Consider the following 17,518-nt stretch of genomic DNA (forward strand, 5'->3'; position numbering starts at 1 on the left):
TGCATGCTGTGCAAAATAAAAAAATGGGCGAAACGCCCATCCTTGAAACGCCGTCGAACAGCGGCGTTGAAAGTGTCCAGCTAACAAAAAGCCCCTTAAAAGGGGCTCCGCTAAAACTGGTTGCGGGGGCCGGATTTGAACCGACGACCTTCGGGTTATGAGCCCGACGAGCTACCAGACTGCTCCACCCCGCGACAAAGCTGGGGCGGAAGTATACGACCGATCCCTTACAGGGTCAATGTAACCTTCCACCTACAAGAAAGCCCGCAACAGCGGGCTCTCCTGATAATTGGTACCGAGAAGGGGACTCGAACCCCTACACCCTATGGGCACAACCACCTCAAGGTTGCGTGTCTACCAATTCCACCACCTCGGCAATACAGCGTTTACAACCCTTCTTACTTCTGCTCTTGAGCTGGAGGTACGTCAGTCGCTGGAGTAGCCGACTTTTGCTCTTGAAGCACCGGGACATCATCAGAAGCCGGTTTTGCTTTTGGTACTTCCAACACTGCTGGGTTTGGGAGACCTACTTGAGTCAGCACATGAGCTTTCTCTTTAGCAAAGTAACCTAACCCCAAGCTGGTTATGAAGAAACCGGCGGCAAGTATAGCAGTAAACTTACTAAGAAAGGTAGAGGAACCTTGGCTTCCGAACACAGTATTTGAAGCACCTGCACCGAAAGACGCACCAGCATCCGCACCTTTACCCTGTTGCAACAAAACCAGGGCAACTACGCCCAGGGCAGCCAACAGATGAAAAACGACTACGACTGTTTCCAGCATTTTTTCAGTTTCCCGCGGCGCGACAGATCGCACCGAACTCATCTGCATTCAGGGAAGCTCCACCAATGAGCCCCCCATCGATATCCGGCATGCCGAACAGTTCGACCGCATTGGCCGCCTTCACGCTGCCGCCGTATAGAAGACGCACACCTTGTGCGACTTCAGAATTCTCTGCCGCCAACTGCGCGCGGATGGCTGCGTGCACATCCTGCGCCTGTTGCGGTGTAGCAGTCAGCCCGGTACCAATGGCCCAGACCGGCTCATAAGCAATAACTGCCTTTGCAAACGCACCAACACCCAGTTCCTCGATGATGCTGCCCAGCTGACGCGAGACAACTTCAAGAGTCTTGCCCGATTCACGCTGCTCCAGGGTCTCCCCTATGCACAACACTGGAATCAAGCCACAAGCCTGTGCCGCTGCGAACTTGCGATTGAGTGTCCCATCACGCTCGCCCATCATCTGACGGCGCTCGGAGTGCCCGACAAGCACATAGGAACAACCCGCATCGACCAATTGACTCGGTGCAATCTCACCGGTCAACGCACCTTGCATGGCTTCCACCGCAGAATTCTGCGCGCCGACCTGAATCGACTTGCCTTTCAAGCCATCAACTACTTGAGTGATATGCAAGCAAGGCGGGAAAACCGCGACATCAACACCGCTAGGCAAGGCCAAGTGACGAAGGCCATTGATCAGCTCAGCGACACTGGCGCGGGTACCGTGCATCTTCCAGTTACCAGCTACCATAGTGCGACGCATGCTGTACCTCGTCGGTCAAAGTGGGCGCAGATGTTACCCAACCACATCATCACTGGCAAGCCGAATTCAGGCGCAAACTTCAGTTACCAGTTTTGCCAGGTCTTCGGCGTGGCCGCGAACCTGAGTTTCGTCGTCACCTTCGACCATGACACGCACCAGAGGCTCTGTGCCGGACTTGCGCAACAACACCCGGCCACGCCCCGCCATTGCCAGGGTCACACGCTCGCACGCCTCTTTGACAGCGGGATGCTCGATCGGGTTTTCGCCACCGGCAAAACGCACGTTGAGCAATACTTGTGGGCACTTGCGCAGGGCCTGGCGCGCCTGGGCCAGGCTCTCTTCACGGCGACGCAGGGCCAATAGCACCTGCAGCGCAGCAATGATCGCGTCACCGGTGGTGGTGTGCTGGAAGCAAACAACATGCCCCGAGTTTTCCCCACCGATCTGCCAGTTACGCTCAAGCAACTCGGCGATCACATAGCGGTCACCGACATTGGCACGCACGAACGGAATGCCAAGATCTGCCAGGGCCAACTCCAACCCCAGGTTGCTCATCAGCGTACCGACGACACCCCCTTGCAGCTTGTTACGCTCATGCAGGTCGCGAGCAATGATGAACAGCAGGTCATCCCCGTCGACCACGGCACCGGTGTGATCCACCATGAGCACGCGATCGCCATCACCGTCGAAGGCAATGCCCAGGTCCGCATGCTCGGCCAGGACCGCCGCCTGCAGCTGACCCATATGCGTCGAGCCACAGTTGTCGTTGATGTTCAACCCGTTAGGCTGGGCCGACAGCACTGTCACATCAGCCCCAAGCTCCTTGAATACGCTCGGGGCCACCTTGTAGGTCGCACCATGGGCGCAGTCGACAACAATTTTCAGCCCGGCAAAATTGGTGCTGCTTGGTACGCTGCTCTTGCAGAATTCGATGTAGCGGCCAGAGGCGTCGTTGATACGCGACACCTTGCCCAGCTTGCTGGACTCAACCACCGTCATCGGTGCGTCCAGCAGCTCTTCGATCATCAACTCGATCTCATCCGGCAGCTTGGTGCCCAGACCCGAGAAAAACTTGATGCCGTTGTCATCATGGGGATTGTGAGAAGCACTGATGACAATCCCGGCTTCCGCGTGGAAGGTACGCGTGAGGTAGGCGATAGCCGGCGTCGGCATCGGCCCCAACAGCATCACATCGGCGCCCGCGGCGGACAAACCAGCTTCCAGTGCGGACTCAAACATGTACCCGGAAATTCGAGTGTCCTTACCCACCAGGATGCGGCAGGCGCCCATGCTACGGAACGCCATACCTGCCGCCCACCCCAGCTTGAGCATGAAGTCCGGAGTAATCGGAAACTCGCCGACCCGCCCACGGATACCGTCGGTGCCAAAATATTTTTTAGTCATAAGTGCTCCATCATTCTTATTCGGCTGATTCTACCGCGGCAATCATGCGCACCACATCCACCGTCTCGGCGACATCATGCACGCGCAAGATACGCGCACCCTTGGTCATAGCAAGCGCCGCGAGTGCGAGACCGCCGTACAACCGCTCACCTACCGGACGATTCAGTGCCATCCCTATCATGCTCTTGCGCGAAACACCGACCAACAGGGGCCGACCAAGGGCATGCAGGGACTCCATGTGCTTGAACAGGCTTAAGTTGTGCTGCAAGGACTTGGCGAAGCCAAACCCTGGATCCAGGATAATCTTTTCAGGCGCAATCCCGACTGCGGCGCATTGGGCGACCCTTTCAGCCAGGAAGCTGCTCACTTCACCCACCAGGTCATCATAGTGCGGGTTGTCCTGCATATTGCCGGGCTCACCCAGCATATGCATCAGGCACACCGGCAGACCGGTAGCCGCCGCCGCGTCCAGGGCGCCGTCACGCCGCAGGGAACGCACGTCGTTGATCAACCCTGCCCCCAGGCGCGCCGTCTCACGCATGACTGCCGGGGTGGAAGTATCGACCGAGATAATGACATCCAGCTCGCGAGCAATGCGCTCGACAATCGGCGCCACACGCTCCAGCTCCTCCAACGGAGAAACCACCCGAGCGCCCGGCCGAGTCGACTCACCGCCGACATCAATCAGGGTCGCCCCCGCCGACACCATTGCTTCGGCATGGCGCAACGCAGCATCGAGCTGACTGAAGCGGCCGCCGTCGGAAAAGGAGTCAGGGGTGACATTAAGAATGCCCATCACGTGCGTATGGGCCAAATCAAGAGCCCGGTTGCCGCAAGGCAACCGGGTGGAGGACAACACAGAAGTCATTTAAAACCTTAGTGGTCAGCTGCCGGACCACCGATCGGGGTTTCAGGGCGTTCGTTCTGCACGACAGGCGGAGTGCCAGAGGTGCCCGAACCACCTTCCCAATCACGCGGCTCACGCGGCGTACGGCCCGCCATGATGTCGTCGATCTGGTCAGCATCGATAGTCTCGTACTTCATCAACGCGTCAGCCATGGCGTCCAACTTGTCACGGTTGTCGGTCAGGATCTGCTTGGCCGTGCCATAGCACTGGTCAATGATGCTGCGCACTTCGGAGTCGATCAGTTTGGCTGTCTCGCCGGAGAAGCTGGCACTCTGACCACCACCCCCACGACCCAGGAACACCTCACCCTCTTCCTCGGCGTACATCAACGGACCGAGTTTCTCCGACAAGCCCCACTTGGTCACCATGTTCCGCGCAATCTGACTGGCACGCATGATGTCATTGGAAGCACCGGTCGTTACGCCATCAAAGCCCAGGGTCATCTCTTCAGCAATTCGACCGCCGTACAGTGAGCAGATCTGGCTGATCAGCGCACGCTTGGAGAGGCTGTAACGATCCTCTTCCGGCAGGAACATGGTGACACCCAGCGCCCGACCCCGAGGAATGATCGACACTTTGTAGACCGGATCATGCTCTGGCACAACGCGACCCACAATGGCGTGACCGGCTTCGTGGTAAGCGGTGTTCTGCTTTTCTTTCTCGGACATGACCATGGATTTGCGCTCTGCGCCCATCATGATCTTGTCTTTCGCCAGTTCGAACTCTTTCATCTCGACGATGCGCTTGCCTGTACGGGCCGCGAACAACGAAGCTTCGTTCACCAGGTTGGCCAGGTCGGCACCGGAGAAACCCGGCGTACCACGCGCAATCACTGCTGGAGCGACATCGTCACCCATCGGCACTTTGCGCATGTGGACTTTGAGGATCTGCTCGCGACCACGGATATCCGGCAAGCCTACGACAACCTGACGGTCGAAGCGGCCTGGACGCAGCAGCGCAGGGTCCAGCACGTCAGGACGGTTGGTCGCAGCGATGACGATGATGCCGTCATTCATCTCGAAACCATCCATCTCGACCAGCAACTGGTTGAGGGTCTGCTCACGCTCATCGTGACCACCGCCCATGCCAGCACCACGATGGCGACCAACAGCGTCGATTTCATCGATGAAGATAATGCACGGTGCGTGTTTCTTGGCCTGCTCGAACATATCGCGAACGCGGCTGGCGCCGACACCGACGAACATTTCGACGAAGTCAGAACCGGAAATGGTGAAAAAAGGCACCTTGGCTTCACCGGCAATCGCCTTGGCCAGCAAGGTTTTACCGGTACCCGGAGGACCGACCATCAGCACGCCGCGAGGAATACGGCCGCCCAGGCGCTGGAACTTGCCCGGATCGCGCAGGAATTCAACCAACTCACCGACTTCTTCCTTTGCCTCGTCGCAACCCGCGACGTCAGCCAGGGTGGTCTTCACCTGATCTTCGGAGAGCAGGCGCGCCTTGCTCTTGCCGAAGCTCATCGGCCCGCCCTTGCCTCCCGCACCGCCTTGCATCTGGCGCATGAAGAACATGAACACGGCGATGATCACCAGGATCGGGAAGCTGGCCACCAGGAGTTGAGTCCAGATGCTCTGCTGCTCAGGCTGCTTGCCTTCGACAACCACATGGTTATCCACCAGGTCGCCGATCAGACCGTTGTCCTGAATGGCCGGACGAATGGTCTTGAAGCTATCGCCATCGTTGCGTTTGCCGGTGATCACGTAGCCATCAACCGCCACGCGCTCGACCTTGCCATCCTTAACTTGCTGGATGAAGTCGGAATAGTTGAGGGTCTGCGGCTCGTTAGGGCTGGAGAAGTTGTTCATCACCGTCACCAGGACAGCCGCGATGATCAACCACAGGATCAGATTCTTTGCCATATCGTTCAATTAACTACCCTCTGAAGCAAGCTCCGCTACTGGCGCGCGCTTCGCATGATATTCACCGGCCTAACTTACTACATTACCTACAACTCTGGCAGGCGCCGTCTGTAACCCTTTGTGAAACTTTGACTACACAATATTCGTAAAGCTTCGTGACGAAAGCGATATAAAAAAACCTATCGACTCCCTTCAAACCTTCAAAGACGCTCATCACTGGCAGCGCCTTCAATGCCGCGGAACCCCCGCGCCAGCAGATATTGCTCGCGAGACCGGTCCCGGGAAGAGTCCGGTTTACGCATCTGTACCTTGTCGAACAGCTTGCGGATGTTCTTGTGGTACTCGTCGAAGCCTTCACCCTGGAAGACCTTGACCAGGAAATCACCACCCGGACGCAATACCCGCCCCGCCAGATCCAGCGCCAACTCGCACAGGAACATGGCTCGCGGCATATCAACAGCCGGTAATCCACTCATATTGGGGGCCATGTCGGAAATCACAAGGTCTACCTGCGAATTTCCGACGGCTTCCAGGATCTCGGCCAGTACGGCGTCCTGGGTAAAATCGCCGTGCACGAAGGTTACATCCGGGATGCTGTCCATCTCGAGGATGTCGGAAGCGATCAATCGGCCTTGCCCGCCAATCAGACGACTGGCCACCTGGGACCAGCCACCGGGTGCTGCACCCAGGTCGATTACGCTCATGCCGGGGCGAAACAATTTGTCCTTGTCCTGGAGCTCCAGCAGCTTGTAGCTGGCCCGGGACCGGTAGCCGTCCTTCTGCGCCTTTTTGACGTAAGGATCGTTGAAATGCTCTTGCAGCCACTTAAGGCTAGTTTTGGAACGGGCCACGGGCCACCTCGAAAAATAAAACGGGTCGTGATTAACTGGGCGGTCCCGGACTCGCTCGGGTAAACTGGCCGCCGCTTTTTACAAGATCAGACGCAGGGGTCAGATTATGCCGCTCACTCAAGAGCAGAAGAAACAGTACAAATCCATTGGCCACCATCTGAAACCAGTTTTGATTGTGGCAGATAACGGTTTGACTGAAGGTGTGTTAGCCGAATTTGAACGCGCACTGAACGATCACGAACTGATCAAGATCAAGGTCAATATCCTTGACCGTGAAGCGCGCCTGGCCGCCATTGCAGAACTGTGCAAGGTTGGCAAAGCGGACCTGGTCCAGGTCATCGGCAAGATGGCGCTGCTGTATCGCAAGAACTTCAGCGTCAACAAGCAACTGTCGAACGTTCATCGCTTCAAATGACAACAAGGGTCACGGGCGTGCTTCGCGCGCCCCGCCACTCCATCCCGGTGCAGGCTGTATAACCAGCACCAGGCCGGAGAACCCTAGCACAAGATAGCTGAATAGCTGCCAGCGCAACGCTTCCGGCAGCCACACATGCACAATGCAGTACATCGCACATGCATACAGCGCCATCAACAGCAGTTGGCCGCGAATATCCCGCCACAAACTCTCCAAGCCTTCGGCCTTGACCAGCACCAACGCCTGGAGCGTCACGCACGCCGCCGCAAAACCCACCAGCAGCGCACTCAGTAATCCATCGATCTCATCGATCAGCAACGGTGCCAGGCCAATCAGGCCCAGCGCCGGTAACACGCCAATGTGCAACAACCACAGGCCGCCCACCCAAAGCATCTGGGCAAGCTGCCAAAGCATGGCGCCCGCACGAAGCGGGCGCCGCCGTTCAGACGTGACGAACTTCAACAATCTCGTACTCGATCACGCCACCCGGCGTCTTGACCGCCACCACGTCACCCTCTTCCTTGGCAATCAAGGCGCGGGCAAGCGGGGAGCCGACGGAGATCTTGCCGAGTTTGAAGTCAGCTTCGTCTTCCCCGACGATGTGGTAGACCACGCTTTCGTCAGTCTCGACGTTGGCGATTTCCACGGTGGTACCGAAAATCACCTTGCCGGTCTTCGGAATGGTCGTTACGTCGATGACCACCGAGTTCTGCAGGCGGCCTTCGATGTCACGGATCCGCGCCTCGACCATACCTTGCTGCTCGCGAGCAGCATGGTATTCGGCGTTTTCCTTAAGGTCACCCAGTTCGCGGGCCGTACCGATGTCCTGGCTCAGCTTTGGACGTACGACCTTGGTCAGATGGGCGTGCTCCTCTTCCAGGGCCTTGAAGCCCTGGACGGTCATTGGGTATTTGGTCATGCCTTCAATCCTGCGTGTAGATCCTGCAAGCGACGCACGGTCTTTTCCGGACCGAACTTGAGTGCTTCGCAGATGGCTTCGCCAGCAGCAATGGTGGTGGTGCAGTAGATCTTGTGCTGCAAGGCGTTACGACGAATGGAATAGGAGTCCGCGATCGACTGGCGACCTTCGGTGGTGTTGATGATCAGCGTGACTTCGTCATTCTTGATCATGTCGACCACGTGCGGACGGCCTTCCGTCACCTTGTTCACGCGACGCACTTTCAGGCCGGCAGCCTCGATCAGCTTGGCGGTCCCGGCGGTGGCCACGACTTCAAAACCCAAGTTGATCAGATCACGGGCCACGCCTGCAACCAGTGGCTTGTCATCATCACGCACGCTGATAAACGCAGTACCGCCGGTCGGCAGCACCTCGCTGGCACCCATCTGGGCCTTGGCGAACGCTTCACCGAAGGTATCGCCCACGCCCATCACTTCACCGGTGGACTTCATCTCTGGGCCCAGGATCGGGTCCACACCAGGGAATTTGGCGAATGGGAACACCGCCTCTTTCACACTGTAGAAGTTCGGAATGATTTCCTTGGTGAAGCCGATTTCCTTCAGGGTCTTACCGGCCATCACGCGGGCAGCGATCATGGCCAGGGACACACCGATGCACTTGGAAACAAATGGCACGGTACGCGAAGCGCGCGGGTTGACTTCGATGACGTAGATGTCTTCGCCTTGCAGCGCCAACTGTACGTTCATCAAGCCGACCACGCCCAGTTCCAGGGCCATTTTCTTGACCTGTTCGCGCATCTCGTCCTGGATGTGCGCCGGCAGCGAGTACGGTGGCAGCGAGCACGCCGAGTCACCGGAGTGAACACCCGCCTGCTCGATGTGCTGCATGATCGCGCCGATCACGACGTCAGTGCCGTCGCAGACCGCATCCACATCCATTTCGATAGCGCAGTTGAGGAAGTGGTCCAGCAGCACCGGGCTGTCGTTGGACACTTTCACCGCATCGCGCAGGTAACGCTTGAGTTCTTCTTCTTCGTAGACAATTTCCATCGCCCGACCGCCCAGTACGTAGGACGGACGCACCACCAGCGGGTAGCCGATCTTGCTGGCGGCGCGGATGGCCTCGTCTTCGCTGCGCACGGTGGCGTTCGGCGGCTGACGCAGGTTCAGGCGTTCAACCATCTGCTGGAAGCGCTCACGGTCTTCCGCACGGTCGATGGCATCTGGGCTGGTGCCAATGATCGGCACGCCGGCCGCTTCAAGGGCACGCGCCAGTTTCAGCGGAGTTTGGCCGCCGTACTGGACGATCACGCCTTTTGGCTTCTCGACGCGCACGATTTCCAGCACGTCTTCCAGGGTCACTGGCTCGAAATACAGGCGATCAGAGGTGTCGTAGTCGGTGGAAACAGTTTCCGGGTTGCAGTTGACCATGATGGTCTCGTACCCGTCTTCGCGCAGGGCGAGAGCGGCGTGTACGCAGCAGTAGTCGAACTCGATACCCTGGCCGATACGGTTCGGACCGCCGCCCAGGATCATGATCTTGTCGCGACCCGACGGGGCGGCTTCGCACTCTTCCTCATAGGTGGAGTACAGGTAGGCGGTGTCGGTGGAGAACTCGGCGGCGCAGGTGTCAACGCGCTTGTAGACCGGGAAGATCTCCAGCTTGTGGCGATGCGTGCGCAGGTTCTTCTCGGTCACACCCAGCAGCTTGGCCAGGCGCTGGTCGGAGAAGCCTTTGCGCTTGAGGCGGAACATCATGTCGCGGTCGATGCTGGCCAGACCGAGGGTCTTGACCTTCTCTTCTTCCTTGATCAGATCTTCGATCTGCACCAGGAACCACGGGTCGATCATATTCATGCCGAAGATGTCTTCGACAGTCATGCCGGCGCGGAAGGCGTCAGCCACGTACCAGATACGCTCGGCGCCCGGCACGGTCAGCTCGCGCTTGAGCACGCTCATGCTTTCCGGGTTGCTCAGGTCGAGCTTCTCGTCCAGGCCGCAAACGCCCACTTCCAGGCCGCGCAGGGCTTTCTGCAGGGATTCCTGGAAAGTACGGCCGATGGCCATGACTTCACCAACCGACTTCATCTGAGTAGTCAGGCGCGCGTCAGCCTTGGCGAATTTCTCGAAGGCGAAACGTGGCAGCTTGGTGACGACGTAGTCGATGGACGGTTCGAAGGACGCCGGGGTCTTGCCGCCGGTGATGTCGTTCGACAGCTCATCGAGGGTGTAACCCACAGCCAGCTTGGCCGCGACCTTGGCGATCGGGAAGCCGGTCGCTTTCGACGCCAGGGCCGACGAACGCGATACACGCGGGTTCATCTCGATCACGACCATGCGGCCAGTGTTCGGGCAGATACCGAACTGAACGTTGGAACCGCCGGTTTCAACGCCAATCTCGCGCAATACCGCCAGGGAGGCGTTACGCAGGATCTGGTATTCCTTGTCGGTCAGGGTCTGTGCCGGAGCAACGGTGATCGAGTCACCGGTGTGCACGCCCATCGGGTCAAAGTTTTCGATGGAGCAGACGATGATGCAGTTGTCCTTTTTGTCGCGGACAACTTCCATTTCATATTCTTTCCAGCCGATCAGCGATTCGTCGATCAGCAGTTCCTTGGTCGGCGACAGGTCCAGACCACGGGCGCAGATTTCTTCGAACTCTTCACGGTTGTAGGCGATACCGCCACCGGTGCCGCCCATGGTGAAGGACGGACGGATGATGCACGGGAAGCCGAGAGTCTCGAGGACTGCGTTGGCTTCTTCCATGGTGTGGGCGATACCGGAGCGCGGACACGCCAGGCCGATGGACTTCATCGCCTTGTCGAAACGCGAACGGTCTTCAGCCTTGTCGATGGTGTCGGCATTCGCGCCGATCATCTCTACGCCGAACTTTTCCAGCACGCCTTCGCGTTCCAGGTCCAGGGCGCAGTTCAGTGCAGTCTGGCCGCCCATGGTGGGCAGCAGCGCGTCCGGACGCTCTTTCTCGATGATCTTGGCAACGGTCTGCCACTTGATCGGCTCGATATAGGTGGCGTCGGCCATGGCCGGGTCGGTCATGATGGTCGCCGGGTTGGAGTTCACCAGGATGACGCGGTAGCCCTCCTCGCGCAGGGCCTTACAGGCCTGGGCGCCGGAGTAGTCGAATTCGCAGGCCTGGCCGATAACGATCGGGCCAGCGCCGAGAATCAGGATGCTTTTTATGTCTGTACGTTTTGGCATGGGTTTGTCACTCAAATCCGCAGGTCAGTCGGCAAGCCGTCTTGAACATTCTTTGAAGAGCCTGCGGGGGCCACCGACAGTCGGGGCCGCCCGCAGGCCACTCAGTCAGCGTCGCTTGGCCATCTCATTGATGAAACGGTCGAACAGCGGCGCTACGTCGTTCGGGCCCGGGCTTGCTTCAGGGTGGCCCTGGAAGCTGAATGCGCTCTTGTCAGTGCGCTCGATGCCTTGCAGGGAGCCGTCGAACAGCGACTTGTGAATTGCGCGGACGTTGCCCGGCAGGGTCGCTTCATCCACCGCAAAGCCGTGGTTCTGGCTGGTGATCATCACAACGCCAGTGTCCAGGTCTTGCACAGGGTGGTTGGCACCGTGGTGGCCGTGCCCCATTTTCAGGGTCTTGGCGCCGGAGGCCAGGGCCAGCAACTGGTGACCCAGGCAGATACCGAAGACTGGAATTTCGGTTTCCAGCACATCCTTGATCGCCTGGATGGCGTAGTCGCAAGGCTCGGGGTCACCCGGACCGTTGGACAGGAACACGCCGTCCGGTTGCAGGGCGAGCACATCGCTGGCCGGAGTTTGCGCAGGTACCACGGTCACGCGGCAACCGCGCTCGACCAGCATGCGCAGGATGTTGTACTTGATGCCGTAGTCATAGGCGACGACGTGGTAAGGCAGCTCAGCAGCCTCGATGGTCGCGTGACTGTCAGTCTTCAAGTCCCAGACGGTGGAGCGCCACTCGTACTTTTCCTTGGTGCTGACGACTTTCGCCAGGTCCATGCCTTTCAGGCCAGGGAAGCCTTGCGCAGCAGCGATCGCTGCCTCTTCGGAAATATTCTCACCGGCCATGATGCAGCCGTTCTGCGAGCCTTTTTCACGCAGGATGCGTGTCAGGCGACGCGTATCGATACCGGCGATTGCCACAACATTGTTGGCTTTCAGGTAATCGGACAGCGACATCGTGTTACGCCAGTTGCTCGCGACCAGTGGCAGGTCACGAATTACCAGACCCGCCGACCAGACACGATCAGACTCGACGTCTTCCGGTGTAGTACCGGTGTTGCCGATGTGCGGATAGGTCAGGGTAACGATCTGTTGGGCGTAGGAAGGATCGGTAAGGATTTCCTGATAGCCGGTCATGGCGGTGTTGAACACCACCTCTCCAACGGTTTGACCGTCGGCTCCAATGGCTTCGCCGCGAAAAATGCTGCCATCAGCAAGGGCGAGTATGGCTGGCTTAGTCAAGAAGACCTCCCGTAAATAAAGCCTGAAAGGGCGATCGCAGGTTGTAAAAAAGCGGAGTGACGTATGGACACGTCACCCCGCTTCTTCACCGAATTATTCTGCGCGCTTTTAGTGGACACACTAAAGCTGTAGCTTACAGAAAAAGGCTTTTTTGGTCCACCGCTAATGAGCCTTAAAGGCAGGGGAATGCGACAGGACGTCGCTTAGCGGGTAAAAACGGGGCCTCAGGATAATCCTGAGGCCCGATTTTGGCTACTGATTAGTGCAGATCCAGCACGTCACGCATGTCATACAGACCCGGCTCACGACCTTCCAGCCAGAGCGCAGCACGGACGGCGCCCTTGGCAAACGTCATGCGACTGGAGGCCTTGTGCGTGATCTCCAGGCGCTCACCTTCAGTGGCAAACAGCACGGTGTGATCACCCACAACATCACCACCGCGCACGGTCGCAAAGCCGATGGTGTCACGCGCACGCGCACCGGTATGACCTTCACGGCCATATACGGCCACCTTGGACAAATCCCGGCCCAACGCCTCAGCGATGGCTTCACCCATGCGCAGCGCGGTGCCCGACGGCGCATCGATCTTGTGACGATGATGGGTCTCGATGATTTCGATATCCGCCTCATCCCCCAGCACGCGCGCCGCCAGATCCAGCAACTTGAGCGACAGGTTCACACCCACGCTGAAGTTGGCCGCGAAGACGATCGGGATATCCTTGCCCGCCTCCACCAGCAACTGCTTCTGCTCGGCACTCAAACCCGTCGTACCGATCACCATGGCCTTGCCCGCCTTGCGGCAGAACGCCAGGTTTTTCAGCATCACGTCAGGCAGGGTAAAGTCGATCAACACGTCGAACTCTTCAGCCACCTGCTCCAGGCTGCTCGACAACGACACACCGATACGGCCCAGCGAGGCCAACTCGCCCGCATCCGCACCAATCAACGTGCTGCCCGGGCGAACGATGGCTGCGGTCAACCCGGACGCCGGCGAGCGCTGCTGCACCGCCTCGACCAGCGTCTTCCCCATGCGCCCGGCAGCGCCCATAACGGCTATACGTCGCATATCCACTCCTTACAGGTCGCCGAAGAAGCGCTTCACGCCATCGAAAAACCCAGTGGTTTTCGGTGAATGGGAGTCGTCACCTTCCAACGAACTGCGGAACTCTTCGAGCAGCTCACGCTGACGACGCCCCAGGTTGACCGGGGTCTCGACCGCTACGCGGCACATCAGATCGCCTGCACCACCGCCGCGCACCGGCGCAACGCCCTTGCCACGAATACGGAACTGCTTGCCGGTCTGGGTACCCTCGGGGATCTTCAGCTTGACCCGACCATCCAGGGTCGGAATCTCCAACTCGCCGCCCAAGGCTGCATCGACAAAGCTGATCGGCACTTCGCAGAACAGGTGCTTGCCGTCGCGCTGGAATATCGAGTGCTCACGCACATTGATCACCACGTACAGGTCACCGGTAGGGCCACCCTGGGTGCCCGCCTCGCCCTCACCCGACAAACGGATGCGGTCTCCGGTATCCACACCCGCCGGCACTTTGACCGACAGGGTCTTGTACTCTTCGACGCGACCTTCGCCGTGGCACGAGTCGCACGGATCGGAAATGATCTTGCCCTGGCCGTGGCAGCGCGGGCAGGTTTGCTGCACCGAGAAGAAGCCCTGCTGCATACGGACCTGGCCGATACCGCCACAGGTCGGGCAGGTGATCGGCGAGGAGCCTTTCTTGGCGCCCGAGCCATCGCACGGCTTGCAATTAACCAGCGTCGGCACGCGGATGTTGACGCTGGTACCGCGCACGGCCTCTTCCAGGTTCAACTCGAGGGTGTAGCGCAAGTCGCTGCCACGCTGGGCGCCACCACGCTGGCCACCCCGGCCACCGCCAAAGAAGTCACTGAAAACGTCGCCGAAGATATCGGAGAAGTTCTGGCCGCCGAAACCTGCACCGCCGCCGCCCATGCTCGGGTCGACACCGGCATGACCATACTGGTCGTAAGCCGCACGCTTGTTCGGATCAGAAAGGCATTCGTAGGCCTCGTTGGCCTCCTTGAACATTTCTTCGGATTCTTTGCTATCCGGATTACGGTCCGGGTGGTGCTTCATCGCCAGGCGACGGTAAGCCTTTTTCAGGTCCGCATCGCTGGAGCCGCGCTCCACACCCAATACTTCGTAATAGTCACGCTTTGCCATAAGTCTTTGCACTCTTAAGGACGTTTGGCCAGACCCTCCTGAGCCTTGCCAAACTCGTTGAGCCCCAATACAGGCCCGGACCCAACTCACGTCAATTCAACGATCCTGGTCATTACTGCTTTCAGCCAGGGACCCGGCCAAAAACGCGGTGACTGTCGCCCGGGAAGCAGGAGCATTCCCGATCACACCGCCAACATCCGAGCGTTGTCGCATGTTGTAAAAATTCGCATACCCCAGACACGCCAACGCGGGAGCAAGCTCCCGCGCGGCGACATCCTACCAGTCACCGCTTGATAGCGGTCAACCGGGCGACCAACTTACTTTTGGTCTTTGACTTCTTCGAACTCGGCATCGACAACGTCGTCGTGCTTGGCTTCAGGCTCTGCGTGCTGTGCAGCACCATCAGCCGGCTGCCCTTGCTCGGCGTACATTTTCTGGGCAACCGGTGCGGAGACTTTCGACAGCTCCTCAACCTTGGCTTCGATGGCAGCCTTGTCGTCGCCTTTGATGGCGGCTTCCAGGGCAACCACGGCAGCTTCGATTGCGGTCTTCTCCTCAGCAGTCACTTTATCGCCAGCATCCGCGACCATTTTGCGGGTCGAGTGAACCAGTGCATCACCCTGGTTACGGGCGCCAGCCAGCTCGGCAAACTTGGCATCTGCGTCGGCGTTGGCTTCAGCATCACGGATCATCTGTTGAATTTCTTCATCAGACAGACCGGAGTTGGCCTTGATGGTGATCTTCTGCTCTTTGCCAGTCGCCTTGTCCTTGGCACCTACGTGCAAGATGCCGTTGGCGTCGATGTCGAAGGTCACTTCGATTTGTGGCACGCCACGTGGTGCTGGTGGAATCTCGGCCAGGTCGAACTTGCCCAGGGACTTGTTCTGAGCCGCTTGCTTACGCTCACCTTGCAGCACGTGAATGGTCACAGCGCCTTGGTTGTCATCGGCAGTCGAGAACACCTGGGATTTCTTGGTAGGAATCGTGGTGTTTTTCTCGATCAGCGCAGTCATCACGCCGCCCATGGTTTCGATACCCAGGGTCAGCGGGCTGACGTCCAGCAGCAGCACGTCTTTCACGTCGCCGGCCAATACCGCGCCCTGGATGGCAGCACCCATGGCAACCGCTTCGTCCGGGTTCACGTCTTTACGTGCTTCCTTGCCGAAGAACTCGGTTACTTTCTGCTGTACCAGTGGCATACGGGTCTGACCGCCCACCAGGATCACGTCGTTGATGGAACCAACGTCGATACCTGCGTCTTTCAGGGCAATGCGGCAAGGTTCGATGGTGCGCTGAACCAGGTCTTCAACCAGTGCTTCCAACTTGGCGCGAGAAATCTTCACGTTCAAGTGCTTAGGACCAGTGGCGTCTGCAGTGATGTACGGCAGGTTGACGTCGGTCGACATGCTCGAGGACAGCTCGATCTTGGCTTTTTCAGCAGCTTCCTTGAGGCGCTGCATAGCCAGCGGGTCACCCTTGAGGTTCATGCCGCTTTCTTTCTTGAATTCGTCAACGAGGTAGTCGATCAGACGAATGTCAAAGTCTTCACCACCCAGGAACGTGTCGCCGTTGGTGGCCAACACTTCGAACTGGTGCTCGCCGTCAACTTCAGCGATCTCGATGACCGAGACGTCGAACGTACCGCCACCCAGGTCATAAACGATCACAGTGTGGTCGCCCTTGGCCTTGTCCATACCGTAGGCCAGAGCGGCTGCGGTAGGTTCGTTGATGATACGTTTTACGTCCAGGCCCGCGATGCGGCCGGCGTCTTTGGTCGCCTGGCGCTGGCTGTCGTTGAAGTAGGCCGGAACGGTGATGACCGCTTCAGTCACTGCTTCACCGAGGTAGTCTTCGGCAGTCTTCTTCATCTTTTTCAAGACTTCAGCCGAGATCTGCGGTGCAGACATCTTGTTGCCATTGACTTCAACCCAGGCGTCGCCGTTGTCAGCCTTGGCGATTTTGTAAGGCACCATCTTGATGTCTTTCTGTACGACTTCTTCGTCGAACTTACGACCGATCAGACGCTTCACCGCGTATAGGGTGTTGTGCGGGTTGGTGACAGCCTGACGCTTGGCCGACTGACCAACGAGGATCTCGCCATCATTTGCGTAAGCAATGATCGACGGCGTGGTACGCGCGCCTTCGGCGTTTTCGATAACTTTGGCTTTGCCGTTTTCCATGACGGAGACGCAGGAGTTGGTGGTCCCCAGGTCGATACCGATAATTTTGCCCATGATTTACTCTCCCGAAACTTGAATTTGGATGCCGCAGCAGTGGTGGCTAACTGCGGTAGCACTTAAACGCTTGACTTATAGATGGGGGCCTTACGGCGTATTTCAAGCCTGCTCATCAATAGAAGGCGAAACCGGTGCAGGAGCCTTGCTCACTACAACCATCGCCGGGCGCAGCAAGCGACCATTGAGCTGATACCCCTTCTGGAACACTTTCAACACGCTGTTAGGCTCCAAGTCATGGCTTTCCTGCATGGCCATGGCTTGGTGATGCTCAGCGTTGAACGGTTCGCCGCCGGTTGGATCGATGGCTTCCAACTGATAACGCTTCAGGGTGTCCTGGAACATTTTCAGGGTCAGTTCGATCCCTTCGCGCATTGGGCGGATGTTTTCGTCGTCCGGGTTGGACAACTCAAGGCCACGTTCCAGGCTGTCGATGATCGGCAGCAAGTCACCGGCGAATTTTTCCAGCGCGAATTTGTGAGCCTTCTCTACATCCTGCTCGGCACGGCGGCGGACGTTCTGCAGATCGGCGGCAACACGCAAAGACTGGTCCTGCGCAGCGGCCAATTGCTCTTCGAGCACTTGCACACGCACGGCCAGGTCTTCCGAGCCAGCCTGGGTAGCGTCTGGAGTTTGCGTATCCTGCGTCTGTTCGTCAGCCATAGATTTCTCCTTTCAAAATCATGCGCGAACTCAACTCGCGCTT

15 protein-coding genes and 2 tRNA genes are annotated in these 17,518 nt (G+C 58.4%); 1 reads left to right on the forward strand and 16 read right to left on the reverse strand.

Annotation, left to right across the window (positions count from 1 at the left end; genetic code table 11):
• Positions 1 to 117: 117 nt before the first annotated feature.
• The 8 genes from AC07OJ_RS29185 to rlmE all read right to left on the reverse strand — a co-directional run bounded on the left by AC07OJ_RS29185 (position 118) and on the right by rlmE (position 6,584).
• Positions 118 to 194 (reverse strand) — tRNA-Met (locus AC07OJ_RS29185).
• A 96-nt stretch (positions 195 to 290) separates the two neighbouring features.
• Positions 291 to 376 (reverse strand) — tRNA-Leu (locus AC07OJ_RS29190).
• A gap of 22 nt (positions 377 to 398) precedes the next feature.
• Entirely contained in the window at positions 399 to 782 is a 384-nt protein-coding gene (gene secG, locus AC07OJ_RS29195; RefSeq protein WP_010206600.1) for a preprotein translocase subunit SecG, read from the reverse strand.
• Between the two features lie 4 nt (positions 783 to 786).
• Positions 787 to 1,542, reverse strand: coding sequence for a triose-phosphate isomerase (gene tpiA / locus AC07OJ_RS29200; RefSeq protein WP_058427650.1), 756 nt, complete (start codon positions 1,540 to 1,542; stop codon positions 787 to 789).
• A gap of 66 nt (positions 1,543 to 1,608) precedes the next feature.
• Complete coding sequence (glmM, locus tag AC07OJ_RS29205; RefSeq protein ID WP_065910270.1) at positions 1,609 to 2,946, reverse strand: phosphoglucosamine mutase; 1,338 nt, start codon at positions 2,944 to 2,946, stop codon at positions 1,609 to 1,611.
• Positions 2,947 to 2,962: 16 nt separating this feature from the next.
• Positions 2,963 to 3,814: a dihydropteroate synthase gene (folP, locus tag AC07OJ_RS29210; protein ID WP_495095701.1), complete on the reverse strand. Its 852-nt coding sequence runs from the start codon at positions 3,812 to 3,814 to the stop codon at positions 2,963 to 2,965.
• 8 nt (positions 3,815 to 3,822) lie between these two features.
• On the reverse strand, positions 3,823 to 5,733 hold the full coding sequence (gene ftsH, locus AC07OJ_RS29215; RefSeq protein ID WP_032803717.1) for an ATP-dependent zinc metalloprotease FtsH: 1,911 nt from the start codon (positions 5,731 to 5,733) through the stop codon (positions 3,823 to 3,825).
• Between the two features lie 200 nt (positions 5,734 to 5,933).
• Positions 5,934 to 6,584, reverse strand: a complete 651-nt coding sequence (gene rlmE, locus AC07OJ_RS29220; RefSeq protein ID WP_010206606.1) for a 23S rRNA (uridine(2552)-2'-O)-methyltransferase RlmE — start codon at positions 6,582 to 6,584, stop codon at positions 5,934 to 5,936.
• A gap of 106 nt (positions 6,585 to 6,690) precedes the next feature.
• Here rlmE and AC07OJ_RS29225 point away from each other — a divergent pair, with 106 nt between their 5' ends.
• Positions 6,691 to 6,999, forward strand: coding sequence for a YhbY family RNA-binding protein (locus tag AC07OJ_RS29225; RefSeq protein ID WP_010206607.1), 309 nt, complete (start codon positions 6,691 to 6,693; stop codon positions 6,997 to 6,999).
• Positions 7,000 to 7,008: 9 nt separating this feature from the next.
• Here AC07OJ_RS29225 and AC07OJ_RS29230 read toward each other — a convergent pair whose 3' ends face one another.
• The 8 genes from AC07OJ_RS29230 to grpE all read right to left on the reverse strand — a co-directional run bounded on the left by AC07OJ_RS29230 (position 7,009) and on the right by grpE (position 17,475).
• Complete coding sequence (locus AC07OJ_RS29230) at positions 7,009 to 7,413, reverse strand: MFS transporter (RefSeq protein ID WP_495095702.1); 405 nt, start codon at positions 7,411 to 7,413, stop codon at positions 7,009 to 7,011.
• A gap of 28 nt (positions 7,414 to 7,441) precedes the next feature.
• Positions 7,442 to 7,918: a transcription elongation factor GreA gene (greA, locus tag AC07OJ_RS29235; RefSeq protein ID WP_003235048.1), complete on the reverse strand. Its 477-nt coding sequence runs from the start codon at positions 7,916 to 7,918 to the stop codon at positions 7,442 to 7,444.
• Complete coding sequence (gene carB / locus AC07OJ_RS29240; protein WP_065910267.1) at positions 7,915 to 11,136, reverse strand: carbamoyl-phosphate synthase large subunit; 3,222 nt, start codon at positions 11,134 to 11,136, stop codon at positions 7,915 to 7,917. The genes greA and carB overlap by 4 nt, the downstream gene beginning before the upstream one ends.
• A gap of 105 nt (positions 11,137 to 11,241) precedes the next feature.
• On the reverse strand, positions 11,242 to 12,378 hold the full coding sequence (gene carA, locus AC07OJ_RS29245; protein WP_065910266.1) for a glutamine-hydrolyzing carbamoyl-phosphate synthase small subunit: 1,137 nt from the start codon (positions 12,376 to 12,378) through the stop codon (positions 11,242 to 11,244).
• A gap of 259 nt (positions 12,379 to 12,637) precedes the next feature.
• Positions 12,638 to 13,444 (reverse strand): 4-hydroxy-tetrahydrodipicolinate reductase, encoded by an 807-nt coding sequence (dapB, locus tag AC07OJ_RS29250; RefSeq protein WP_106802602.1) that lies wholly within the window; start codon positions 13,442 to 13,444, stop codon positions 12,638 to 12,640.
• Positions 13,445 to 13,453: 9 nt separating this feature from the next.
• Positions 13,454 to 14,578, reverse strand: coding sequence for a molecular chaperone DnaJ (gene dnaJ, locus AC07OJ_RS29255; RefSeq protein WP_065910262.1), 1,125 nt, complete (start codon positions 14,576 to 14,578; stop codon positions 13,454 to 13,456).
• A 317-nt stretch (positions 14,579 to 14,895) separates the two neighbouring features.
• Entirely contained in the window at positions 14,896 to 16,812 is a 1,917-nt protein-coding gene (gene dnaK, locus AC07OJ_RS29260; RefSeq protein ID WP_065910260.1) for a molecular chaperone DnaK, read from the reverse strand.
• Between the two features lie 102 nt (positions 16,813 to 16,914).
• Positions 16,915 to 17,475 carry a nucleotide exchange factor GrpE gene (gene grpE, locus AC07OJ_RS29265; RefSeq protein WP_106802601.1) on the reverse strand — a complete coding sequence of 187 codons (561 nt, stop codon included), beginning with the start codon at positions 17,473 to 17,475 and terminating at the stop codon, positions 16,915 to 16,917.
• Positions 17,476 to 17,518 lie beyond the last annotated feature (43 nt).

This window comes from Pseudomonas sp. GW821-FHT09C08 (assembly GCF_059418125.1).